We start from the raw sequence: 18,616 nt of genomic DNA on the forward strand, positions 1-18,616 counted from the left end.
GGGCCGGGGTCGGCGGCCAGCAGCGGGCTGGGGTTGTGCGCGGCGGCGCGGACGGCGGCGGCGACCGCCGGGGCGACCCGGGAGTCGAAGACGCTCGGCACGATCACCGTGGGGTTGATCTTGTCCTCCCCGACCACGTCCGCGATGGCCCGGGCGGCGGCGATCGCCATCTCCTCGGTGAACTCCTCCGCGTGCGCGTCCAGCATGCCGCGGAACACCCCGGGGAACGCCAGCACGTTGTTGATCTGGTTCGGCTGGTCCGAGCGGCCGGTGGCGACCACTGCGGCGTGCTTGCGGGCCTCCCGCGGGTCGACCTCCGGGTCCGGGTTGGCCAGCGCGAAGACGATCGAGTCCTTCGCCATCTGCGCGATGTCGTCGCCGGTGAGCAGGTTCGGCGCGCTGACCCCGATGAAGACGTCGGCGCCCCGGATCGCGCCGGGCAGGTCACCGGAGTAGTTCTCCCTGTTGGTGTTCTCCGCCAGCCACTGCCACGCCGAGTTGAGCCCGGTCAGCCCGCGGTGCAGGGCGCCCTCCCGGTCGTACGCGATGATGTCGCCGACGCCCTGCCGCAGCAGCAGCTTCATGATCGCGGTACCGGCCGCGCCGGCACCGGAGACGACCACCCGGACGTCCTTGAGCTCCTTACCGACCACCCGCAGCGCGTTGGTCAGCGCGGCCAGCACGCAGATCGCGGTGCCGTGCTGGTCGTCGTGGAAGACCGGAATGTCCAGCGCCTCGCGCAGCCGGGCCTCGATCTCGAAGCAGCGCGGCGCGGCGATGTCCTCCAGGTTGATGCCGCCGTAGGCCGGTGCGATCGCCTTGACGATCTGCACGATCTCGTCGGTGTCCTGGGTGTCCAGCACCACGGGCCAGGCGTCCACCCCGCCGAAACGCTTGAACAGCGCCGCCTTGCCCTCCATCACCGGCAGCGACGCGGCCGGGCCCAGGTTGCCCAAACCGAGCACCGCCGAGCCGTCGCTGACCACCGCGACGGTGTTGCGCTTGATGGTCAGGCGCCGGGCGTCCGCCGGGTTCTCGGCGATCGCCATGCAGACCCGGGCCACCCCCGGGGTGTACGCGCGGGACAGCTCGTCACGGTTGCGCAGCGCGACCTTCGAGGTCACCTCGATCTTGCCGCCGAGGTGCAGCAGGAACGTGCGGTCCGACACCTTCCGCACGTCCACGCCGTCCAGCGCGGTCAACGCCTCGACCACCTGGTCGGCGTGGCCGGCGTCGGCGGTGTCGCAGGTCAGGTCGACGATCACGTTGGTCGGGTCGGAGTCCACCACGTCCAGCGCCGTGACGATCGCCCCGGCCTCGCCGACGGAGGTGGTGAGCCGGCCGATCGAGGAGGCGTCCGCGGTTACGGCGATCCGGATCGTGATCGAAAATCCGGCGCTCGGCAGTCGGGTGATGGCCACGGGATCCCTCCGTAACGGCTGTGCGGCCAGTCGACCGCCGTCCGCATTTCTACCGGGTTGTCGCGGCCGACCAGCATTCGGCCCCACTTTTGGCGACCTTCACCATGGGCATATAGCAGGTGCGTTCGGCGTTGTTACATGTCAGGATTACGTTCTACTTATCAAAACGGACAGGAGAACCGCTTGCGAGACCAGGAGAACTTCGTCCCTGTTGAGGATGAGTTCGACGACGTCACCACCGGCGAGCTGGACCTGTCGGAGCGGCAGTCTCTCCGGCGCGTCCCAGGCCTCTCTACCGAGCTCAGCGACGTCACCGAGGTGGAATACCGCCAGCTGCGGCTGGAGCGGGTGGTGCTGGTGGGCGTCTGGACCGACGGCACGGTGACCGACGCGGAAAACTCCCTGACCGAGCTCGCCGCGCTGGCCGAGACCGCCGGCTCGCAGGTGCTCGAAGGGCTCATCCAGCGCCGCACCCGACCCGACCCGGCCACCTACATCGGTCGCGGCAAGGTCGACGACCTCGGCGCGGTGGTGCGCTCCACCGGCGCCGACACGGTGATCTGTGACGGTGAGCTGTCCCCGTCGCAGCTGCGCAACCTGGAGCAGCGCACCAAGGTCAAGGTCGTCGACCGGACGGCGCTGATCCTCGACATCTTCGCCCAGCACGCCAAGAGCAAGGAAGGTAAGGCGCAGGTCGAGCTGGCTCAGCTCGAATACCTGCTGCCCCGACTGCGCGGTTGGGGTGAGACGCTCTCCCGGCAGACCGGTGGTTCCGGCCGGGGCGGCGGCGCCGGCGGTGGTGTGGGTGTTCGTGGTCCCGGTGAGACCAAGCTGGAGACCGACCGGCGGCGCATCCGCCACCGCATCTCCCGGCTGCGCCGTGAGATCAAGAGCATGAAGACGGTACGCGTGACCAAGCGCGCCCGCCGTTCCCGCAACGCCGTTCCCGCGGTCGCCATCGCCGGCTACACGAACGCCGGCAAGTCCAGCCTGCTCAACCGCCTGACCGGCGCGGGCGTGCTGGTGGAGAACGCGCTGTTCGCGACCCTGGACCCGACCACCCGCAAGGCCACCGCCTCGGACGGGCGGCTCTACACCCTCTCCGACACGGTCGGCTTCGTCCGGCACCTGCCGCACCAGATCGTCGAGGCGTTCCGTTCGACGCTGGAGGAGGTCGCCGAGGCGGATCTGGTGGTGCACGTCGTCGACGGCACCCACCCGGATCCGGAGGAGCAGGTCCGGGCGGTGCACGCGGTACTCGCCGAGGTGAGCGCCGACCGGCTCCCCGAGCTGCTGGTGGTCAACAAGACCGACGCGGCCGACGAGGACACGCTGCTGCGACTCAAGCGGCTCTGGCCGGACGCGATCTTCGTGTCCGCGCACTCCGGGCGGGGCATCGACGGGCTACGTGCGGCGATCGAGGAGCGGCTGCCGCGCCCCGCCGTGGAGGTCCGAGCCGTGCTGCCGTACGACCGGGGCGACCTGGTGGCCCGGGTGCACCGCACGGGCGAGGTGCTCAGCACGTCGCACCTGCCGGAAGGCACGCGGCTGCATGTCCGGGTGGGTGCGGAGTTGGCCGCGGAACTGGCGCCGTTCGACGTGGAGCGGCAGGGGCAGGCGGCCGGCAGCCGGTCCTGAGCGGTCACGGCGTCATCCACTGGAAACGCGCGGCATGCGACACTGGCCGAATGCGCCGCGTTGTTTCCTCGGTCACGGTTGCCCTCGGCCTGTTTGGGGCAACCGTGGCGTTCGCCGGAGTCGCCGCAGCGGCTCCCGTCGCCGGGTCGTCCGGGCTGCTCGCCGTCACCCCCGGCCAGAAGCGGTGCACGATCACCGACGAGCGCCTGCGGGAGCTGTCCGGGCTGTCGCGACCAGGAGCGGCTTCATCGTCATCAACGACGGCACCGAGGTCGTGGCGCGCAAGCGGGTCTTCTTCCTCGACAGCAAGTGCAAGATCTCGAAGGAGCCGGTCCGCTACTCGGGGCAGGGTCCGTTCGACACCGAGGACCTCGCGCTGTCCAAGGACGGCAACACCCTCTGGATCGCCGACACCGGTGACAACGCCGACTCGAAGGAGCGCCGCACCCGCGTCGCCCTCTGGTCGATGCCGATCAGCGGCTCCAAACAGCCGACCCTGCACCGGCTGTCGTACCCCGAGGCCAAACCGCACGACGCCGAGGCGTTGCTCATCGGCGACGACGGAAAGCCTCTGATCATCACCAAGGTGACCAAGGGCAAGGCCGAGATCTACACCCCGTCGACGGCGCTGAAGAGCGGCGACACCGAACCGGTGCCGATGCGCAAGGCCGGCGAGATCCTGCTGCCCAAGACGCAGACGGAAAACCCGCTCAACACGTTCGGCCGGATCGCCATCACGGGTGCCGCCCGGTCACCGGACGGCTCCCGGGTCGTCCTGCGCACCTACGCGGACGCCTTCGAGTTCGACGTCAGCGGTGGCGACATCGTCGGCGCGCTCACCACCGGCAAGCCGCGAGTGACGCCGCTGACCGACCCGTTCGGCGAGGCCATCAGCTACACCCCGGACGGAAAGTCGTTCCTCACCGTCTCCGACGCGGCCCGGTTCGCCGAAGACGAGGCGCTGGACATTCTCAGCTACACACCGTCCAGCTCGACCGCGGTGCCACTGGCCCCGGAGGGCGGTGCCAAGCCGGCGGCCTCGAAGTCCTGGACCGCCGGGCTGAGCCTCGACGACATCACCTACCTGGTCGGCGCGGTCGGGCTGCTCGGGCTGCTGCTGGTCGGTGCCGGGATCGCCGGCATCGTCCGAGCCCGTCGCCGGTCGCCGGCCGCCGACGCGTCCGATCCGGCGGATCTGGATGACGAACCGTTCGGCTCCCGCTCCGGCCGTGCTGTCGACGGCTCCCCGGCGAGCGACGACCGGCGGAGTGGTGTTTACGGCGGCGGCGCGGCGGCCAGCGGCGGGGTCTACGGCGGTGGTGCGGGTCGCGGTGGTCCGGCCCCGGCGGGTGGTGCCGTGTACGGCGGCGGTGGCCGGCCGCCGTGGCCGACGGTGGTTACCCAGCGGCACGGCCGGACGGCGGTGGCGTGTACGGCGGTGGTCGTCCGCAGGGCGGTGGCGGTGGTCGTCCGCAGGGTGGCGGTCGTCCGCAGGGTGGCGGTGGTCGTCCCCAGGCTGGCGGTGTGTACGGCGCCGGCGGTGCTCAGCCGGGTGCCGGTCGTGCGGAGCCGCCCCGGCGTGGTGGGCAGGAGCCCGACTACCGGGGTCAGCGCCCCGGGCGACGACGTGACGAAGACCCACCTGTCGACCCGTACGGGCAGTATCCCGGCGGCGGCCGCGGCCATCGAGGCGACCGCTACTGATCGGTGCCGGTCCGCGCCCCTGGTGATCGGTGCCGGGCCAACACGCGCCCGCCCCGGTTCAGCGGTGCGGGCGGGCGCGCCGGTGGCACCCACCCGTCGCCCGGTCAGATCCGGCGCAGCACCGCCACAACCCGGCCCATGATGGTGGCGTCATCGCCGGGGATGGGGTCGAAGGCCGGATTCTGCGGCATCAGCCAGACGTGCCCGTCGCGCCGCCGGTAGGTCTTCACGGTCGCCTCGCCGTCCAGCATGGCGGCCACGATCTCGCCCGAGTCGGCGGTCGGCTGCTGCCGGACGACCACCCAGTCGCCGTCGCAGATGGCCGCGTCGAGCATCGAGTCGCCCTTGACCTGGAGCATGAAGACCTCGCCCTCACCCACCAGCTCGCGGGGGAGGGGGAAGATGTCCTCCACGGCCTGCTCGGCGAGGATCGGCCCACCGGCGGCGATCCGGCCGAGCATCGGCACGTACGCCGGGGCTGGCCGCTGTGCCCTCGACAGTTCGTCGTCGATGGCCTCGCTGGGGGCGCGGACGTCCACCGCGCGCGGCCGGTTCGGGTCGCGGCGCAGGAAGCCCTTCTTCTCCAGCTCCTTGAGCTGGTAGGCGACGCTGGACGGCGACACCAGGCCGACCGCCTCGCCGATCTCCCGGACGCTCGGCGGGTAGCCGTGCCGCTCCACCCAGGTGCGGATGAACTCCAGGATGCGGCGCTGGCGGGCGGTCAGGTCGACCGTCGCCGGGTCGGGGAAGGCGCTGACCACCGGAGTGACGGCACGCACGGCGGGCTGCCCCGTCCGGCTGCGCGCGGCGCTGCGGCGTCGGGTGGCCGGCGGGCCCGCCTCGGTGATCTGCTGCGGGCTCTTCGGCCGGCTGGCCCGGTCCTCGGTCACGTCCGTCCTCCCTGGTCGGCGCTGGGTGCCTCGTCGGCTCGTGGTGCGTGCGGTGGTGCCACGATGTTCATGACCGTATAGGTGAGATCGGTCATTTTCAAACATCTGTACGACCTCTCACCGGCGTGTCGGGGTGAAAAACCGCTCCGGTCGTACGGATGTTCTGATAATGGTACGTCAGGTAGCACTGGTGTTCGATTGTTGCCGTTCTCCGGGCCGCTGCGCCGGTGCTGGCGGTAACCCGGGCGGGGGCGTGGCGTTGGGACTTCGGGCGCGCTGGTGGTTGGGGGGTGAGGGGATGGCCCGTGACGCGCCGGACACGCCGGCAACTTGACCCGGCTTGCCCGGCGACATACGGTCAACCCCTAGATGTAGTAGTGACACGGGCGTAAGTTGCCTACAGGTTGGGTCTGACTACCGACCGCACTTTCGTAAGGTTGATCACGGCGGGCGCCATGAGCGCATGGCACCGTCGCGGTGAGCCGTGCCCGGGTGCGTCCGGTACGACGCGATTGATCATGATTAGGGGGTCCGCTATGCGGTGTCCGTACTGCCGGCACGCTGACTCCCGGGTGGTCGACTCGCGGGAGGCCGACGACGGCCAGCTCATCCGGCGGCGGCGGTCCTGCCCGGAGTGCGGCAAGCGGTTCACCACGGTCGAGGAGGCGGTCCTCGCGGTCGTCAAGCGCAGCGGGGTGACCGAGCCGTTCAGTCGTACGAAGATCATCGGCGGGGTGCGTAAGGCGTGCCAGGGCCGGCCGGTGGACGACGACTCACTCGCGCTGCTCGCGCAGCGGGTGGAGGAGACCGTCCGGGCCAAGGGGGCCGCCGAGATCCCCAGTCATGAGGTGGGCCTGGCGATCCTGGGCCCGCTGCGCGACCTGGACGAGATCGCCTACCTGCGGTTCGCCAGCGTCTACCGCTCGTTCGACTCGCTTGCCGACTTCGAGCGCGAGATCGAGACGTTGCGGGCCGCTGCGCGCACCCGGGAGCAGGACCGGGCCGACGCGGTTGACGCCGCCGGCCGCACCAGCTGATTCTGCACAGATTTTCGAGAGATCAAGACGCGGTGGCTGACCGCGCGGACGAGGGGGGCGACGGCGTGACAACGAGCCGTTCACGAGGCAAGGCAGGCGTGGGGCTGAAGATCGAGCGGGTGTGGACGACCGAGGGGGTCCACCCGTACGACGAGGTCAGCTGGGAGCGCCGGGACGTCGTGATGACGAACTGGCGGGATGGCTCGATCAACTTTGAGCAGCGTGGGGTCGAGTTCCCGGAGTCGTGGAGCGTCAACGCGGCCAACATCGTCACCACGAAGTACTTCCGGGGCGCGGTGGGGACCCCGGAGCGGGAGTGGTCGCTCAAGCAGCTCATCGACCGGGTGGTCAGCACCTACCGCACCGCAGGTGAGGAGTACGGCTATTTCGCCAGCCCGGCCGACGCCGAGGTCTTCGCGCACGAGCTGACCTGGATGCTGTTGAACCAGGTGTTCAGCTTCAACTCGCCGGTCTGGTTCAACGTCGGCACGCCGTCGCCGCAGCAGGTCAGCGCCTGCTTCATCCTGGCCGTCGACGACTCGATGGACTCGATCCTCGACTGGTACAAGGAGGAGGGGCTGATCTTCAAGGGCGGCTCCGGCTCCGGGGTCAACCTGTCGCGGATCCGCTCGTCGCGGGAGCTGCTCTCCTCCGGTGGCACCGCCTCCGGCCCGGTCAGCTTCATGCGCGGCGCGGACGCCTCGGCCGGCACCATCAAGTCCGGCGGCGCGACCCGTCGGGCGGCCAAGATGGTCATCCTCGACGTGGACCACCCGGACATCGAGGAGTTCGTGGTCACCAAGGCGCGCGAGGAGGACAAGATCCGCGCGCTGCGCGACGCCGGGTTCGACATGGACCTCGGTGGCTCCGACATCGTCAGCGTGCAGTACCAGAACGCCAACAACTCGGTCCGGGTCTCCGACGAGTTCATGTCGGCGGTGGAGAACGGCAAGGGCTTCGACCTGCGCGGCCGGCTGGACGGCTCGGTGATCGACACCGTCGACGCCAAGAAGCTGTTCCGGACGATCTCCCAGGCCGCCTGGGAGTGCGCCGACCCGGGCCTGCAGTACGACGACACGATCAACGACTGGCACACCTGCCCGGAGACCGGGCGGATCACCGCGTCGAACCCGTGCTCGGAGTACCTGCACCTGGACAACTCCTCGTGCAACCTGGCCTCGCTCAACCTGATGAAGTTCCTCCGCGCCGACGGTGGCTTCGAGGTGGAGAAGTTCGTCAAGTCCGTCGAGTTCGTCATCACCGCGATGGACATCTCGATCTGCTTCGCGGACTTCCCGACCGAGAAGATCGGCGAGACCTCCCGCGCCTATCGTCAGCTGGGCATCGGCTACGCCAACCTGGGTGCCCTGCTGATGGCCTCCGGCCTGCCCTACGACTCGGAGCAGGGCCGCTCGGTCGCCGCCTCGATCACGTCCCTGATGACCGGCACCGCCTACCGCCGTTCGGCCGAACTGGCCGGCGTCGTCGGCCCTTACGACGGCTACGCCCGCAACGCCGAGCCGCACAAGCGGGTCATGCGCAAGCACGCCGCCGCCAACGACGAGATCAAGCCGACCAGCCCGGTGGCCACCGCGATCGTCCGTGAGGCGACCAAGCAGTGGACCCAGGGCAACAAGATCGGTGACAAGTTCGGTTGGCGCAACGCGCAGGCCAGCGTCCTCGCCCCGACCGGCACCATCGGCTTCATGATGGACTGCGACACCACCGGTGTGGAGCCGGACCTGGCGCTGGTCAAGTTCAAGAAGCTGGTCGGCGGCGGCTCGATGCAGATCGTCAACCAGACGGTGCCGCGCGCCCTGCGCAGCCTCGGCTACCCCGAGGAGCAGGTCGAGGCGATCGTCGAGCACATCGCCGACCACGGCCACGTGGTGGACGCCCCCGGCCTCAAGCCGGAGCACTACCCGGTCTTCGACTGCGCGATGGGGGAGCGGACGATCGCCCCGATGGGTCACGTGCGGATGATGGCGGCCATCCAGCCGTTCGTCTCCGGCGCCATCTCCAAGACGGTCAACATGCCGGAGGCGGCCACCGTCGAGGACGTCGAGAAGATCTACTTCGAGGGCTGGAAGCTCGGCCTCAAGGCGCTGGCGATCTACCGGGACAACTGCAAGGTCGGCCAGCCGCTCTCGGTGGCGAAGTCCAACAAGGCCACCGAGCCGGCCGCCGTCGAGGCCGCGCCGGCAGCGGTGGAGAAGGTCATCGAGTACCGGCCGGTGCGTAAGCGCCTGCCGAAGAAGCGCCCGTCCGAGACGGTCAGCTTCTCCGTCGGCGGTGCCGAGGGCTACCTGACCGCGTCGTCCTACCCTGACGACGGCCTCGGTGAGGTCTTCCTCAAGATGTCCAAGCAGGGCTCGACCCTGGCCGGGGTGATGGACGCCTTCTCGGTGGCCATCAGCATCGGCCTGCAGTACGGCGTGCCGCTGGAGACGTTCGTCAGCAAGTTCACCAACATGCGCTTCGAGCCGGCCGGCATGACCGACGACCCGGACGTGCGGATGGCGGCCTCGGTGATGGACTACATCTTCCGTCGCCTGGCGCTGGACTTCCTGCCCTACGAGCGCCGCGCCGAGCTGGGCATCTTCACCGCCGGCGAGCGGGCCGCCCAGCTGCGGGCCGAGGCCGACGCGGAAGCCGCCGCCGTCACCGGTGCGGACCTCACCGCGATGGCGTCCTCCGCGCCGGTGGAGACCCCGGCCAAGCCCGAGGCCGTCGCTCAGCCGGCCCAGGAGATGGCCGACGTGGCCGCCGCCAAGCCGGCACCGAGCGTGGGTTCCAGCACCGAGCTGCTGGAGGCCGTGATCGGCAAGGCCGCCGACGCGCCGCTCTGCTTCACCTGCGGTACGAAGATGCGCCCGGCCGGTAGCTGCTATGTCTGCGAGGGCTGCGGCTCCACCAGCGGCTGCAGCTGACGTACGCCCCAGCGCTGCCCCGGCCTCCCTCGTGGAGGTCGGGGCAGCGCTCTTGTGGCCCTCGATACAGAGGTTGGTTGCCGGCCGGGGAGATGCGAGGCTCGCTGCGTGACTTCTCCCCTCGCGCGTCGCGTCTACGAAACGTGCCACCTGACCGGGTCGTTCCGCCTGCGCTCAGGTCAGACAAGCGATGAGTACTTCGACAAGTACCTGTTCGAGGCGCAACCTGGCCTGTTGTGTGCGGTGGCCGAGGTGATGGTCACCCTGCTGCCCGAGTGTGACGTGCTGGCGGGGATGGAGATGGGCGGCATCCCGATCGCCACCGTGATGTCGCAGCTGACCGGGCTGCCGACCGCGTTCGTCCGGAAGCAGGCGAAGGAGTACGGCACCGCCAAGGCCGCCGAGGGCACCCCCGTGGTCGGCCGGCGGGTTGTGGTGATCGAGGACGTGGTCACCACCGGTGGCGCGTTGCTGGCGTCGTGCCGCCAATTGCGGGCCGGCGGCGCGATGGTCGACACGGTGGTCTGCGCTATCGACCGCGAGCAGGGCGGGCGCGAGAGTCTGGCGGCCGAAGGGCTGCGTTTGCACGCCGCCCTCACCCGTCGCGACCTGGAAAATTCCCTGCCGGGCTGATCGTCTGACAAGCCTGCTGCTTCACCGCCGTGCCATGCGCCCCGGGAGTGCCCGCCCTGGCCGCGGCGGTTCAGGTGCGGACCGAGGGGTTCGTCGTGGCATCGCGAGCTACCGGATCAGCGGTCTTCGTCGCCTTCGGTCGGGCGTGGCGGGCGGTTGTGTTTGGCCCACTCGTCGACCTCGTCCGCGTCCCAGATGGTCGTCCCGATCAGCCGGGCAATCGGCTCGGGGAAGCCCGGTCGGCGGGTGATCTGGAGGACCCGCTGCCGCGACACGTTGAACAGGGCGGCTAACTCGCCAGGCCCGTACAAGCGCGGTCGCTTCACGGCCTGAAAGTAAGCGCGACTTATACTTGACTATCGTCACTTGCAGATTGACAAGACATGGCTGGGTGGTGTGTGGTGGAGTGGTTACGCCAGGCGACGGCGGGGTGACTCGCGTGGAGGTCGGGTGCCAAAGCACGTGCCGTACGACGACTACCTGCTGGCGGTGGCGCTGACTCTTGCGCGGCGGCACCGGCCGGTCTGGTCATGGCAGCGGTGGCGGCGGATCTGTCGCTGCGGGGCGGATTTACCGTGTCGCGCTTGGCACCGCATCCCCATCCGCCGGGGCTTCTGGCCAGGGGAGGAGCAGGAGTGACCAGGCACGGCCCGGTCCTGCCGGGGTGGACCTGCGGTGGCTGCGACGCGCCCTGGCCCTGCCGAACCCGGCGCATCGAACTGCGCGCCGAGTTCCACGGCGCACCTGTGACGTCGGCCCTCTACATGGGGTCCTACCTGGTCTGGGCGGCCGAGGATCTGACCTGGGTTCCCGCCGGGCTGCTGCACCGGCGCTTCCTGGGCTGGGTCCGATGAACCTCGGGTTACTGACTCGTCCGTTCGGCGGCGCGTACGGCGTTCCGGAACAGCATCGCGACGGTGGTCCGACCGACCCCGCCGACCCTGGGCGTGATGGCGCCGGCGACCTCGACGCACGTCTCGTCCACGTCCGGCAGGAGGCGCCGCCCGTCGTAGCGGACGCCGGCGTCGATGACGACGGCGCCAGGTTTGACGTGCTCGGGCTGCACGATCCCGGGTACGCCGGCGGCGGCGACAAGGATGTCGGAGCGGCGGGTGTAGCGGGCCCAGTCGGGCACGCCCGTGTGGACGACGGTGACGGCGGCGTTGACGGTCGGGCGCTTCTGGGCGAGGAGCATCGCCAGGGGCGGCCGAGGGTGGCACCGCGGCCGGGACGACGACCTCTCGGCCGGCGACGGGGATCTCGTTGTACGCCAGGAGGACTTCGATGCCGGCGGGGGTGCACGTCAGCGGGCCGGGGAGGCCGACGGCGAGACGGCCCATGTTGAGCGGGTGCATGCCGTCGACGCACAGCGCCATGTCTGGCCATCAGCTGCACGGAGGGTTCGGTAACACCCGCGCTCGGCCGTACGAAGAAGGGGTGTGACCGCTACGAGGGAGGACGGCCTGTGAGTGGACCGAGCGAGGCCGACGACGACATCTCCGGCATCGGGGCCGATCCGGTGGCTTTCGAGGTCTTCTACCGGCGGCACCTGGAGGCGGTGGGCCGGTTCGTGGCGCGGCGGGTCGACGATCCACACCTCGCCGCCGACCTGACCGCCGACGTGTTCCTGGCGGTGATCGAATCGGCGGCCGGCTACCAGCCGGACCGGGGTAGCCAGATCGGCTGGCTGTACGGGGTGGCCCGCAACGTCATCGGCGACGAACGGCGTCGGGCGGCGCAGCGGCTGCGGGTGAGCGGCCGCCTGGCCGGACGACGGGATCTGGGCCCCGATGACATCGCCCGGATCGAGGAGCGAATCGACGCCGAGGCGGCGGCCCGTCGCACCTATCGGGCGCTGAGCGAGCTGCCCGAGGGCACCCGGACGCTTGTCGAGCTCGTCGCCGTGGACGGCCTCACCGTCGCGGAGGCGGCGAACGCCCTCGGGATGTCACCGGTCGCTGCCCGGGTCCGCCTGCACCGTGCCCGCCGCCTCGTCCGCGCCGTGCTCGCCCGCCCGGTCACCACCCTCGCCTGAGATGAGATGGAGCTGACGATGAACACGACTGAACGGTCGCCGCAGGGTTTCGAGGAGCAGCTTCTCCGGGACCTGAGCGCACACGTCGCCCAACGGGCCGAGCTGGCGTCGGCGGGCCGTCCGGCTGGACGCCGTACCCGGTTCCTGCGCGGTTGGCGTCTCGCCGGAGCGGTCGGAATGGCGGTGACGCTGACCGCCGGTGCGCTGGCGGTCCAGACCATGCGGCTGGGCGATCAGTCGCCGCCCACGGCCAGCGCGTCGGAGGTCTTCCACCTGGCGGCCGACGCCGCGCGGCAGCAGCCGGAGCTCACCGCCCGCCCCGACCAGTACGTCTTCACGGAGTCCCTGGCGACGATACGGGAACTGCCGGACCGCGGTCCGTACCGGACGATACGAAACCAACTGTGGCAGTCGGCCGGTGGCGTCGCCTACACGCAGGCACGCTATCGACCGGAGACCGATCCGAACGGGTGGAGCCAACTGAGGGTGCTCCGCATCGATGACCCCGTCGATCCCGATAAGGAGCTCGACGCGTTCCAGCCGCCCGCGTACCACGGCGACCTGCCCACCGATCCGGACGAGCTGCTTCGCTACCTACGGGAACACCCGGTCGACCTGCATCTACCCGAAGGAGCCGATGAGGAGGCCGTCTACGGGGGCGAGAGCATGGCGTACACCACCGCGTGGTCGATGCTCGACGGGTACGTGCCACCCCGAGCGCTGGCGGCGCTCTTCGAAGTGCTGGCACGGGAGCCCGGGGCGGTCGTCATCTCGGGTGACGTGGTGGACACCGCCGGCCGCCACGGGGTGGCGATTCGGATGCCCGGGGTGATCGGTGGAAACCTGGACCTCATCTTTGATCGGGAGTCCCACGTCTACCTCGGCACCCGCAACTCGGTGGTGCGCAACGGCAAGGAGTCACTGGAGTCGGCCAGCGCGCTCCTGCGGATCGCCATCGTCGACCGGCCGGGCCAGCTGCCGTGAGCGGTGCTCGGCTCTTTCCGCGCCGAACCGGTCAGGGCTGGGCGAACAGCGGCCCGTAGTTCGACCGGAACATCTGCTCGCCGAGTCGGCGCATCACCAGGTCGCGGAGCGCGGGCGGGAGTCCGGTGGCCCTGTCCCGCCGGTGGGTCTGGCTGAGCACCCAGTCGGTACGCGGACGACGCCGCGCCTCGTAGCCACGCAACGCCTCAGCGACGGAGTCGGCGGCGGCCAACGACGACGCGAGCACGACCGCGTCCTCCAGGGCCATCGCCGCCCCCTGGGCCATGTTCGGCGAGGTGGCGTGGGCGGCGTCGCCGATCAGCAGCACCGGCCCCCGGGACCAGGAGTCGAGCACGACCTCCTGGTTCGGGCCGGCGTGCAGGGTGCTGTCGTCGTGGTCGAGGGCCTTGAGCATGATGGCGGCCGGCTCGGTGAACGACTCGGCCACCTCGTCGCGCCAGCCCGGCCGGTCGACCACCGGGCCGTCGTTGTAGTAGCAGTACGTCTGCTCCGCGCTGATCGGGATCGTCAGGAACTGCCTGCCGCGCCCCAACTGCACCGACCAGAACGGCTCGTCGTCGATCCGGGGAGCCACCCAGCGGTACGCGTACTGGCCGAGGTCGCGGGCCGGGTGACCGTCGAAGGCGAGCCGGCGGACCGACGAGTTCACCCCGTCCGCGCCGATCACCAGGTCGTACCGTTCGGTGCTGCCGTCGTCGAACCCGACGACGGCCCGGTCGCCCTCCTGGGTGAGCACGACCGGCTGGCGGCCCCAGCGGATCGGGGCGTCGCCGACGCCGGCGAGCAGCACCCGGTGCAGCTGCGCCCGGGGCAGTGACACGCACGGCCCGACGCCCTGCCAGAGCGCGGCCACGTCGATGTCGAAGAGCCGACGCCCACGCTGGTTGGCGCTGCGCTGACGCCTGATCTCCACGGCCACGTCGGCGACCGGTTCCCGCAGGCCGAGGACGTCGAGCATGCGGGTCGCGTTGCCGGTGAGGTAGATGCCGGTGCCCGAGGCGGTCGGCCCGGGTGCCCGTTCGACCACGTCGACCGTCGCGCCCCAGTCCCGCAACGCGGCCACCGTCGCCAGCCCGGCGACGCCACCGCCGACGATCAGTACCCGGACATCGTTACCCCGCACGACAGGTTCCTCCCCGTTGCCAGGCCAGCTGAGCTGCTGCTCAACGGTTCGGCCGCCGCAGCACTCTAGAAGGCGGGTGAGTCAGCACACGGGTACGGGGGCTGAATTACCGAGGAATGGGCTGCGACGATGAGGGCATGACGACCGCCGAGGCGTACGTCGAGTTCGGCAGGCGTGAGGCGCGCGGGGTGTCACCCAGCTACGAGCGTCTGTCGGCCGCCGTTGCCCACGACGAGTCCCTGCTCACCCTGCTGGACGGGCTTCCGCCGGCCAAGCGGCAGCCGAACCTGTTGTTCAGCGTCGTCCGTTGGCTCGGCGGCCCGGTCGACGACCCGGCCGCCTTTCACGACTTCACGATGACGCACTGGCCGGCCGTCAAGGCGGAGCTGCTCACCCGGGCGACCCAGACGAACGAGGCCGGCCGGTGCGCGGTGCTGCTGCCGGTGCTCGCCGCGCTGCCGCAGCCCCTCGCCCTGCTGGAGGTCGGCGCGTCCGCCGGGCTCTGCCTCTACCCCGACCGGTACGCGTACCGCTACGGCAAGCACCAGGTCGGCGCCGGTGAGCCGGTCCTGGAGTGCGCGGCCGCCGGGTTGGTGCCGCCGGCACGCGTACCCCGGGTGGTGTGGCGGGCCGGCCTCGACCTGAACCCGCTCGACGTGACCGACCCCGACGACGTGTCCTGGCTGGATGCGCTGATCTGGCCGGAGCACGCGCACCGGCGGTCTCGGCTGCGCGCTGCGGCGGCGGTCGCCGCAGCCGATCCGCCGCTGCTGGTCCGCGGTGATCTGGTGGACGACTTGCCGGCGCTGGCGGCCCGGGCGCCGGCCGACGCGACGCTTGTGGTCTTCCACACGTCAGTGCTGTACCAGGTGCCGCCGCCGCGGCGGGAGGCGTTCGTCCGGCTGGTCGGTGAGCTGCCCGGCCACTGGGTCGCGAACGAGGCGCCGGAGGTGCTGGGGTACGACGGGTTGCCCGACCCGCCGACCGACGCGCTGCACAACGTCCTCGCTCTGGACGGCCGGCCGTTGGCCTGGGCCCGGGGCCACGGCCAGGCGATGACCTGGTTCGGGTGACGCCGCGAGTTGGCTCAGCGGGCCGATTCGGGCATCCCGGCGCGTAGGGCCTGGAGGAACCAGCGCACGGCCGGTGTGACCGGAACTCCGCTCGACCAGCCGTTGATCACCGAGAGCAGGTCGAGGTACCGGTCGCGGCGGGGATCGTTCGCCAGGGTCAGCCGTTCGAGCAGCCGCTGGCGCAGGGCGGTGTCGTCGGGACGGTCGCACAGGCTCGCGTACCGGTTGATGACCGCCGCGACCACCGGATCGGCTTCGGGCCCGGTCGGATCGAGACGGGTCGCGAGAGCGGGGGCCACCGCGTCCCGCACCACCGCGACCGCGTCCGGGCGGGGCAATGCCGGAACGTCGTGGTCGGCGGCGTGCTGCCGTGCCAACTGCCGCATGCTCGCCCGAAAGGTAGGGTCCCGACACAGCTCGGCCAGCTCCAACCACGCCTCGACCTGCTCGATGGTGGGCTCGTCGGGCAGCTCCGGGGTCATCGAGACGATGACCCCGGGGTACGTGGGTTGATCGCTCGGGTCGACGAAAACGACGTTCAGGAAGTCACCGACCAGCTGTTTCCGCTCGTGTGAGGTGAGCTGCGCCAACCGGTGCAGATCGTCCATCTCCGCCGGGCGCGACCGGCGCCTCGCCGCCACGGTGAGCACCGCCTGGCGCAACGCAGCACGCGAATCCGCACCGCCACCGCCTCGGCGTGCGCGGCGACCACCGCTGTCAACGGCACCTCGCGGTCGACCACCCGCCGGATCGCGGCGAGGTCCACGCCGAGGTCGCGCAGCGTCCGTACCAGCTCCAGCCGGGCCACCGCTTCGGCGTCGAACAGGCGGTAACCGGCCGGGCTCCGGTCGGTCGGCGGCACGATGCCCTGGTCGGCGTAGTACCTGATGGTCTTGACGCTCAGGCCGGTCCGCCGGGCCAGGTCGCCGATCGTGTGCCGCGTCTCCGCACTCATGGCTCCACCTTCGCGTCTCCCCCCGCCGGAGACTCAAGCGACGGCCGAGTCGGTGAAGAACGCCGCGAGCGACGCGGTGAACGCCTCGGCGTCGTCCAGCCACGGGTAGTGCCCCGCGCCCGGCTGCACGACCAGTTCGGCGTGGATCGATCCCGACCGCCCTGCTCTGGCCAGCCCGTCACGGATGAGGGCCCGTCCCTAGACTGCCCGGGTGACCGGAGAGCGGAAACCCCTGGCCGGCCGGCCGCTCACCGAGCCGCACCCGGCCCGCCTGTCGCCCGAGCACCCCGACCGGGCCCGGATCCTCGCCGCGCACGACGCGGCGCTCGCTGCGGACGAGGCCGGTTACCTCGATCCGGCGAGCGGGTTGTCCGTGCTCAGCGCCGGCTTCCTGGCTCGTCGCGGCACGTGCTGCGGGCGGGGCTGCCGGCACTGCCCGTACGTGGACGATCCACCGACGGGATAGGCGGGAACGAGGGACTTCCGCCCGACCCGGACACCCCGTACGGTTTCCGACGGACATCCGGCGGGCGCTTTCCGTCGTCGGTCGGCGAGAGGGTGGAACGTGCGCGGGCGGATCATGGTCGCCGGGCTGGCGGGGGTGCTGGTGAGCGGGTGCGCCGCCGAGGCCGAGCCGGTGGCGGAGCCGCCACCGGCGCCAACGGCGGTGCAGGTGGTGGCAGCCTCCTCGGGCGGCGCCTGCCGGCTCCTGGACTTCACGGTGATCGAGGAGCTGGTCAAAATGCGCTTCGACGTGGCGGCAGCCAGTGAACAGGGCGACACGCACACCTGTGTGGTCCGGGCCACGGGCGCGACGCTGCCGGAGCTGACGCTGAGTGTGTCCGAGACCACGATCGACAAGTCCGCCTTCGCCGCGGACGTGGTGCCCGACAAGGCGGCGAAGGTCACCGGACTGGGCCAGCAGGCGTACAAGCGGACGACGGCAGGGGCGAGCGGCCGCGGGCCGGTCGCCGAGGTGGGCTGGCTGGCCACCGACGGACGGCTGGCCACGTTGGGCTGGACCGCCGCGCGTGACAGCGAGCGCACCGCGGTGGAGAAGCTGACCGGCGGTCTGACCGCACTGGCCAAGAGGGTGGACACCCGGGCGCTGTGACGCCCGGGCGCCGATGGTTCAGTTCGCGGCGACGAAGACCCGGGAGGCGACCTCGCGGGGCAGCCGCACCCGGTCGCCAGAGCGGTCGATCGACACCCCGTCGCGCTCCTGCGCCACGGTCACCGTGGCGCCCGGGTCGACCCCCGCGGCGTGCAGCTGGCGCAACACGTCACCGTCGGTCTGCACACTCTCGCAGATCCGCCGGACGACGACCGGCCCGGAGAGGCCGGGGAAGGCCAGGTTGCGCTCACCCTCGCCGGCCTCGGTGGCTTCCGCCTCCGGTGAGCCCAACCCCTCCAGGCCGGGGATCGGGTTGCCGTACGGGGAGCGGGTCGGCCGGTTGAGCAGGTCGTAGACCCGCTTCTCCACGGCGTCGCTCATCACGTGCTCCCAGCGGCAGGCCTCGTCGTGGGCCTCCTCGTAGGGCATCCCGATGACGTTCACCAGCAGCAGCTCGGCGAGGCGGTGCTTGCGCATCACGGACACCGCTGTGCCGCGACCCAGCGCGGTGAGGGTGAGGTGCCGGTCACCCTCGACGGTGAGCAGGCCGTCGCGCTCCATCCGGGCGACGGTCTGGCTCACGGTGGGGCCGCTCTGGCGTAGCCGCTCGGCGATGCGGGCACGCAGCGGCGGCACCCCCTCCTCTTCCAACTCGAGGATGGTGCGCAGATACATTTCGGTCGTGTCGACCAGGTCGTGAGACTTCATAAATTCAGCGGCCCTCCGGTGCACGATGCTACCTCGGGTGTTGGTCGAACGGCCGCCGCCGAACCGCGTGCCGTCTGCTGGGATGGTGTTGGATGGTCGCCATGTCCGGAACCCAGGAGCTGCTGGTCGAGGTCGACCGGCTGGTCGCCGAGCTCGACGACGCCGATCCGCCCACCCTGCTCGACGTCCGCTGGCGGCTCGTCGGCCCGCCCGGACAGGCCGACTACCTCGCCGGCCACCTGCCCGGGGCGGTCTTCGTCGACCTGGACACCGCGCTCTGCGGGGCGCCGGGTGCGGCCGGGCGGCACCCACTGCCCGACCCGGCCGCGTTGCAGGCCGCGCTGCGGGCC

Annotated in this window: 17 protein-coding genes and 3 pseudogenes; 12 read left to right on the forward strand and 8 right to left on the reverse strand. The window is 70.9% G+C overall.

Translation table 11 applies throughout. The features are described from left to right. On the reverse strand, positions 1-1,421 hold a 1,421-nt coding region (locus JM949_RS21565; RefSeq protein ID WP_203150188.1), incomplete at its 3' end, for an NAD-dependent malic enzyme. A gap of 183 nt (positions 1,422-1,604) precedes the next feature. Here JM949_RS21565 and hflX point away from each other — a divergent pair. Next, positions 1,605-3,059: a GTPase HflX gene (hflX, locus tag JM949_RS21570; protein ID WP_203150189.1), complete on the forward strand. Its 1,455-nt coding sequence runs from the start codon at positions 1,605-1,607 to the stop codon at positions 3,057-3,059. 50 nt (positions 3,060-3,109) lie between these two features. Beyond that, a pseudogene (locus JM949_RS21575) lies at positions 3,110-4,763 on the forward strand (hypothetical protein). 104 nt (positions 4,764-4,867) lie between these two features. Here the strand turns inward: JM949_RS21575 and lexA are convergent. After that, a complete protein-coding gene (lexA, locus tag JM949_RS21580) occupies positions 4,868-5,653 on the reverse strand; it encodes a transcriptional repressor LexA (RefSeq protein ID WP_203150190.1) in 786 nt (261 codons plus the stop codon). A gap of 536 nt (positions 5,654-6,189) precedes the next feature. Here lexA and nrdR point away from each other — a divergent pair. The 3 genes from nrdR (at position 6,190) to pyrE (ending at position 10,253) form a co-directional block, all read left to right on the forward strand. After that, positions 6,190-6,690, forward strand: a complete 501-nt coding sequence (gene nrdR, locus JM949_RS21585; RefSeq protein ID WP_203150191.1) for a transcriptional regulator NrdR — start codon at positions 6,190-6,192, stop codon at positions 6,688-6,690. Positions 6,691-6,722: 32 nt separating this feature from the next. Beyond that, positions 6,723-9,620 (forward strand): vitamin B12-dependent ribonucleotide reductase, encoded by a 2,898-nt coding sequence (locus JM949_RS21590; RefSeq protein ID WP_203150192.1) that lies wholly within the window; start codon positions 6,723-6,725, stop codon positions 9,618-9,620. 108 nt (positions 9,621-9,728) lie between these two features. Further along, positions 9,729-10,253 (forward strand): orotate phosphoribosyltransferase, encoded by a 525-nt coding sequence (gene pyrE, locus JM949_RS21595; protein ID WP_203150193.1) that lies wholly within the window; start codon positions 9,729-9,731, stop codon positions 10,251-10,253. A 116-nt stretch (positions 10,254-10,369) separates the two neighbouring features. Here pyrE and JM949_RS21600 read toward each other — a convergent pair whose 3' ends face one another. Continuing rightward, positions 10,370-10,579: a helix-turn-helix transcriptional regulator gene (locus tag JM949_RS21600; protein ID WP_203150194.1), complete on the reverse strand. Its 210-nt coding sequence runs from the start codon at positions 10,577-10,579 to the stop codon at positions 10,370-10,372. A gap of 309 nt (positions 10,580-10,888) precedes the next feature. On the opposite strand from JM949_RS21600, the gene JM949_RS21605 reads away from it, so the two are divergent. Beyond that, positions 10,889-11,107 carry a hypothetical protein gene (locus JM949_RS21605; RefSeq protein WP_203150195.1) on the forward strand — a complete coding sequence of 73 codons (219 nt, stop codon included), beginning with the start codon at positions 10,889-10,891 and terminating at the stop codon, positions 11,105-11,107. A gap of 8 nt (positions 11,108-11,115) precedes the next feature. Here JM949_RS21605 and JM949_RS21610 read toward each other — a convergent pair. After that, positions 11,116-11,617, reverse strand: a pseudogene (locus JM949_RS21610) (bifunctional 5,10-methylenetetrahydrofolate dehydrogenase/5,10-methenyltetrahydrofolate cyclohydrolase); the annotation flags it as partial. Positions 11,618-11,718: 101 nt separating this feature from the next. Between JM949_RS21610 and JM949_RS21615 the strand changes: the two are divergent. Continuing rightward, entirely contained in the window at positions 11,719-12,288 is a 570-nt protein-coding gene (locus JM949_RS21615; RefSeq protein ID WP_203150196.1) for an RNA polymerase sigma factor, read from the forward strand. Positions 12,289-12,306: 18 nt separating this feature from the next. Next, positions 12,307-13,272 (forward strand): CU044_5270 family protein, encoded by a 966-nt coding sequence (locus JM949_RS21620; RefSeq protein WP_203150197.1) that lies wholly within the window; start codon positions 12,307-12,309, stop codon positions 13,270-13,272. Between the two features lie 31 nt (positions 13,273-13,303). On the opposite strand, the gene JM949_RS21625 is transcribed toward JM949_RS21620, so the two are convergent. After that, a complete protein-coding gene (locus tag JM949_RS21625) occupies positions 13,304-14,416 on the reverse strand; it encodes an FAD-dependent monooxygenase (protein WP_309232262.1) in 1,113 nt (370 codons plus the stop codon). Between the two features lie 137 nt (positions 14,417-14,553). Here JM949_RS21625 and JM949_RS21630 point away from each other — a divergent pair, with 137 nt between their 5' ends. Further along, positions 14,554-15,489: a DUF2332 domain-containing protein gene (locus JM949_RS21630; RefSeq protein WP_203150198.1), complete on the forward strand. Its 936-nt coding sequence runs from the start codon at positions 14,554-14,556 to the stop codon at positions 15,487-15,489. 14 nt (positions 15,490-15,503) lie between these two features. On the opposite strand, the gene JM949_RS37510 is transcribed toward JM949_RS21630, so the two are convergent. Together JM949_RS37510 and JM949_RS37515 are read right to left on the reverse strand one after the other, a co-directional pair. Beyond that, the gene (locus JM949_RS37510; RefSeq protein WP_238433627.1) at positions 15,504-16,097 is read right to left on the reverse strand and encodes a hypothetical protein; all 594 of its coding nucleotides are present in this window, start codon (positions 16,095-16,097) and stop codon (positions 15,504-15,506) included. Beyond that, complete coding sequence (locus tag JM949_RS37515) at positions 16,028-16,444, reverse strand: helix-turn-helix domain-containing protein (RefSeq protein ID WP_238433628.1); 417 nt, start codon at positions 16,442-16,444, stop codon at positions 16,028-16,030. The genes JM949_RS37510 and JM949_RS37515 overlap by 70 nt, the downstream gene beginning before the upstream one ends. Positions 16,445-16,655: 211 nt before the next feature. Between JM949_RS37515 and JM949_RS21640 the strand changes: the two genes are divergently transcribed. Beyond that, on the forward strand, positions 16,656-16,910 hold the full coding sequence (locus JM949_RS21640) for a DUF5522 domain-containing protein (RefSeq protein WP_203150199.1): 255 nt from the start codon (positions 16,656-16,658) through the stop codon (positions 16,908-16,910). A gap of 99 nt (positions 16,911-17,009) precedes the next feature. Further along, entirely contained in the window at positions 17,010-17,558 is a 549-nt protein-coding gene (locus JM949_RS21645; protein ID WP_203150200.1) for a hypothetical protein, read from the forward strand. A gap of 18 nt (positions 17,559-17,576) precedes the next feature. Here JM949_RS21645 and JM949_RS21650 read toward each other — a convergent pair whose 3' ends face one another. Continuing rightward, entirely contained in the window at positions 17,577-18,266 is a 690-nt protein-coding gene (locus tag JM949_RS21650) for a metal-dependent transcriptional regulator (protein ID WP_203150201.1), read from the reverse strand. A gap of 101 nt (positions 18,267-18,367) precedes the next feature. Here JM949_RS21650 and JM949_RS21655 point away from each other — a divergent pair. Further along, positions 18,368-18,616, forward strand: a pseudogene (locus JM949_RS21655) (sulfurtransferase); the annotation flags it as partial.

Source organism: Micromonospora tarensis (assembly GCF_016803395.1).
Lineage (GTDB): Bacteria > Actinomycetota > Actinomycetes > Mycobacteriales > Micromonosporaceae > Micromonospora > Micromonospora tarensis.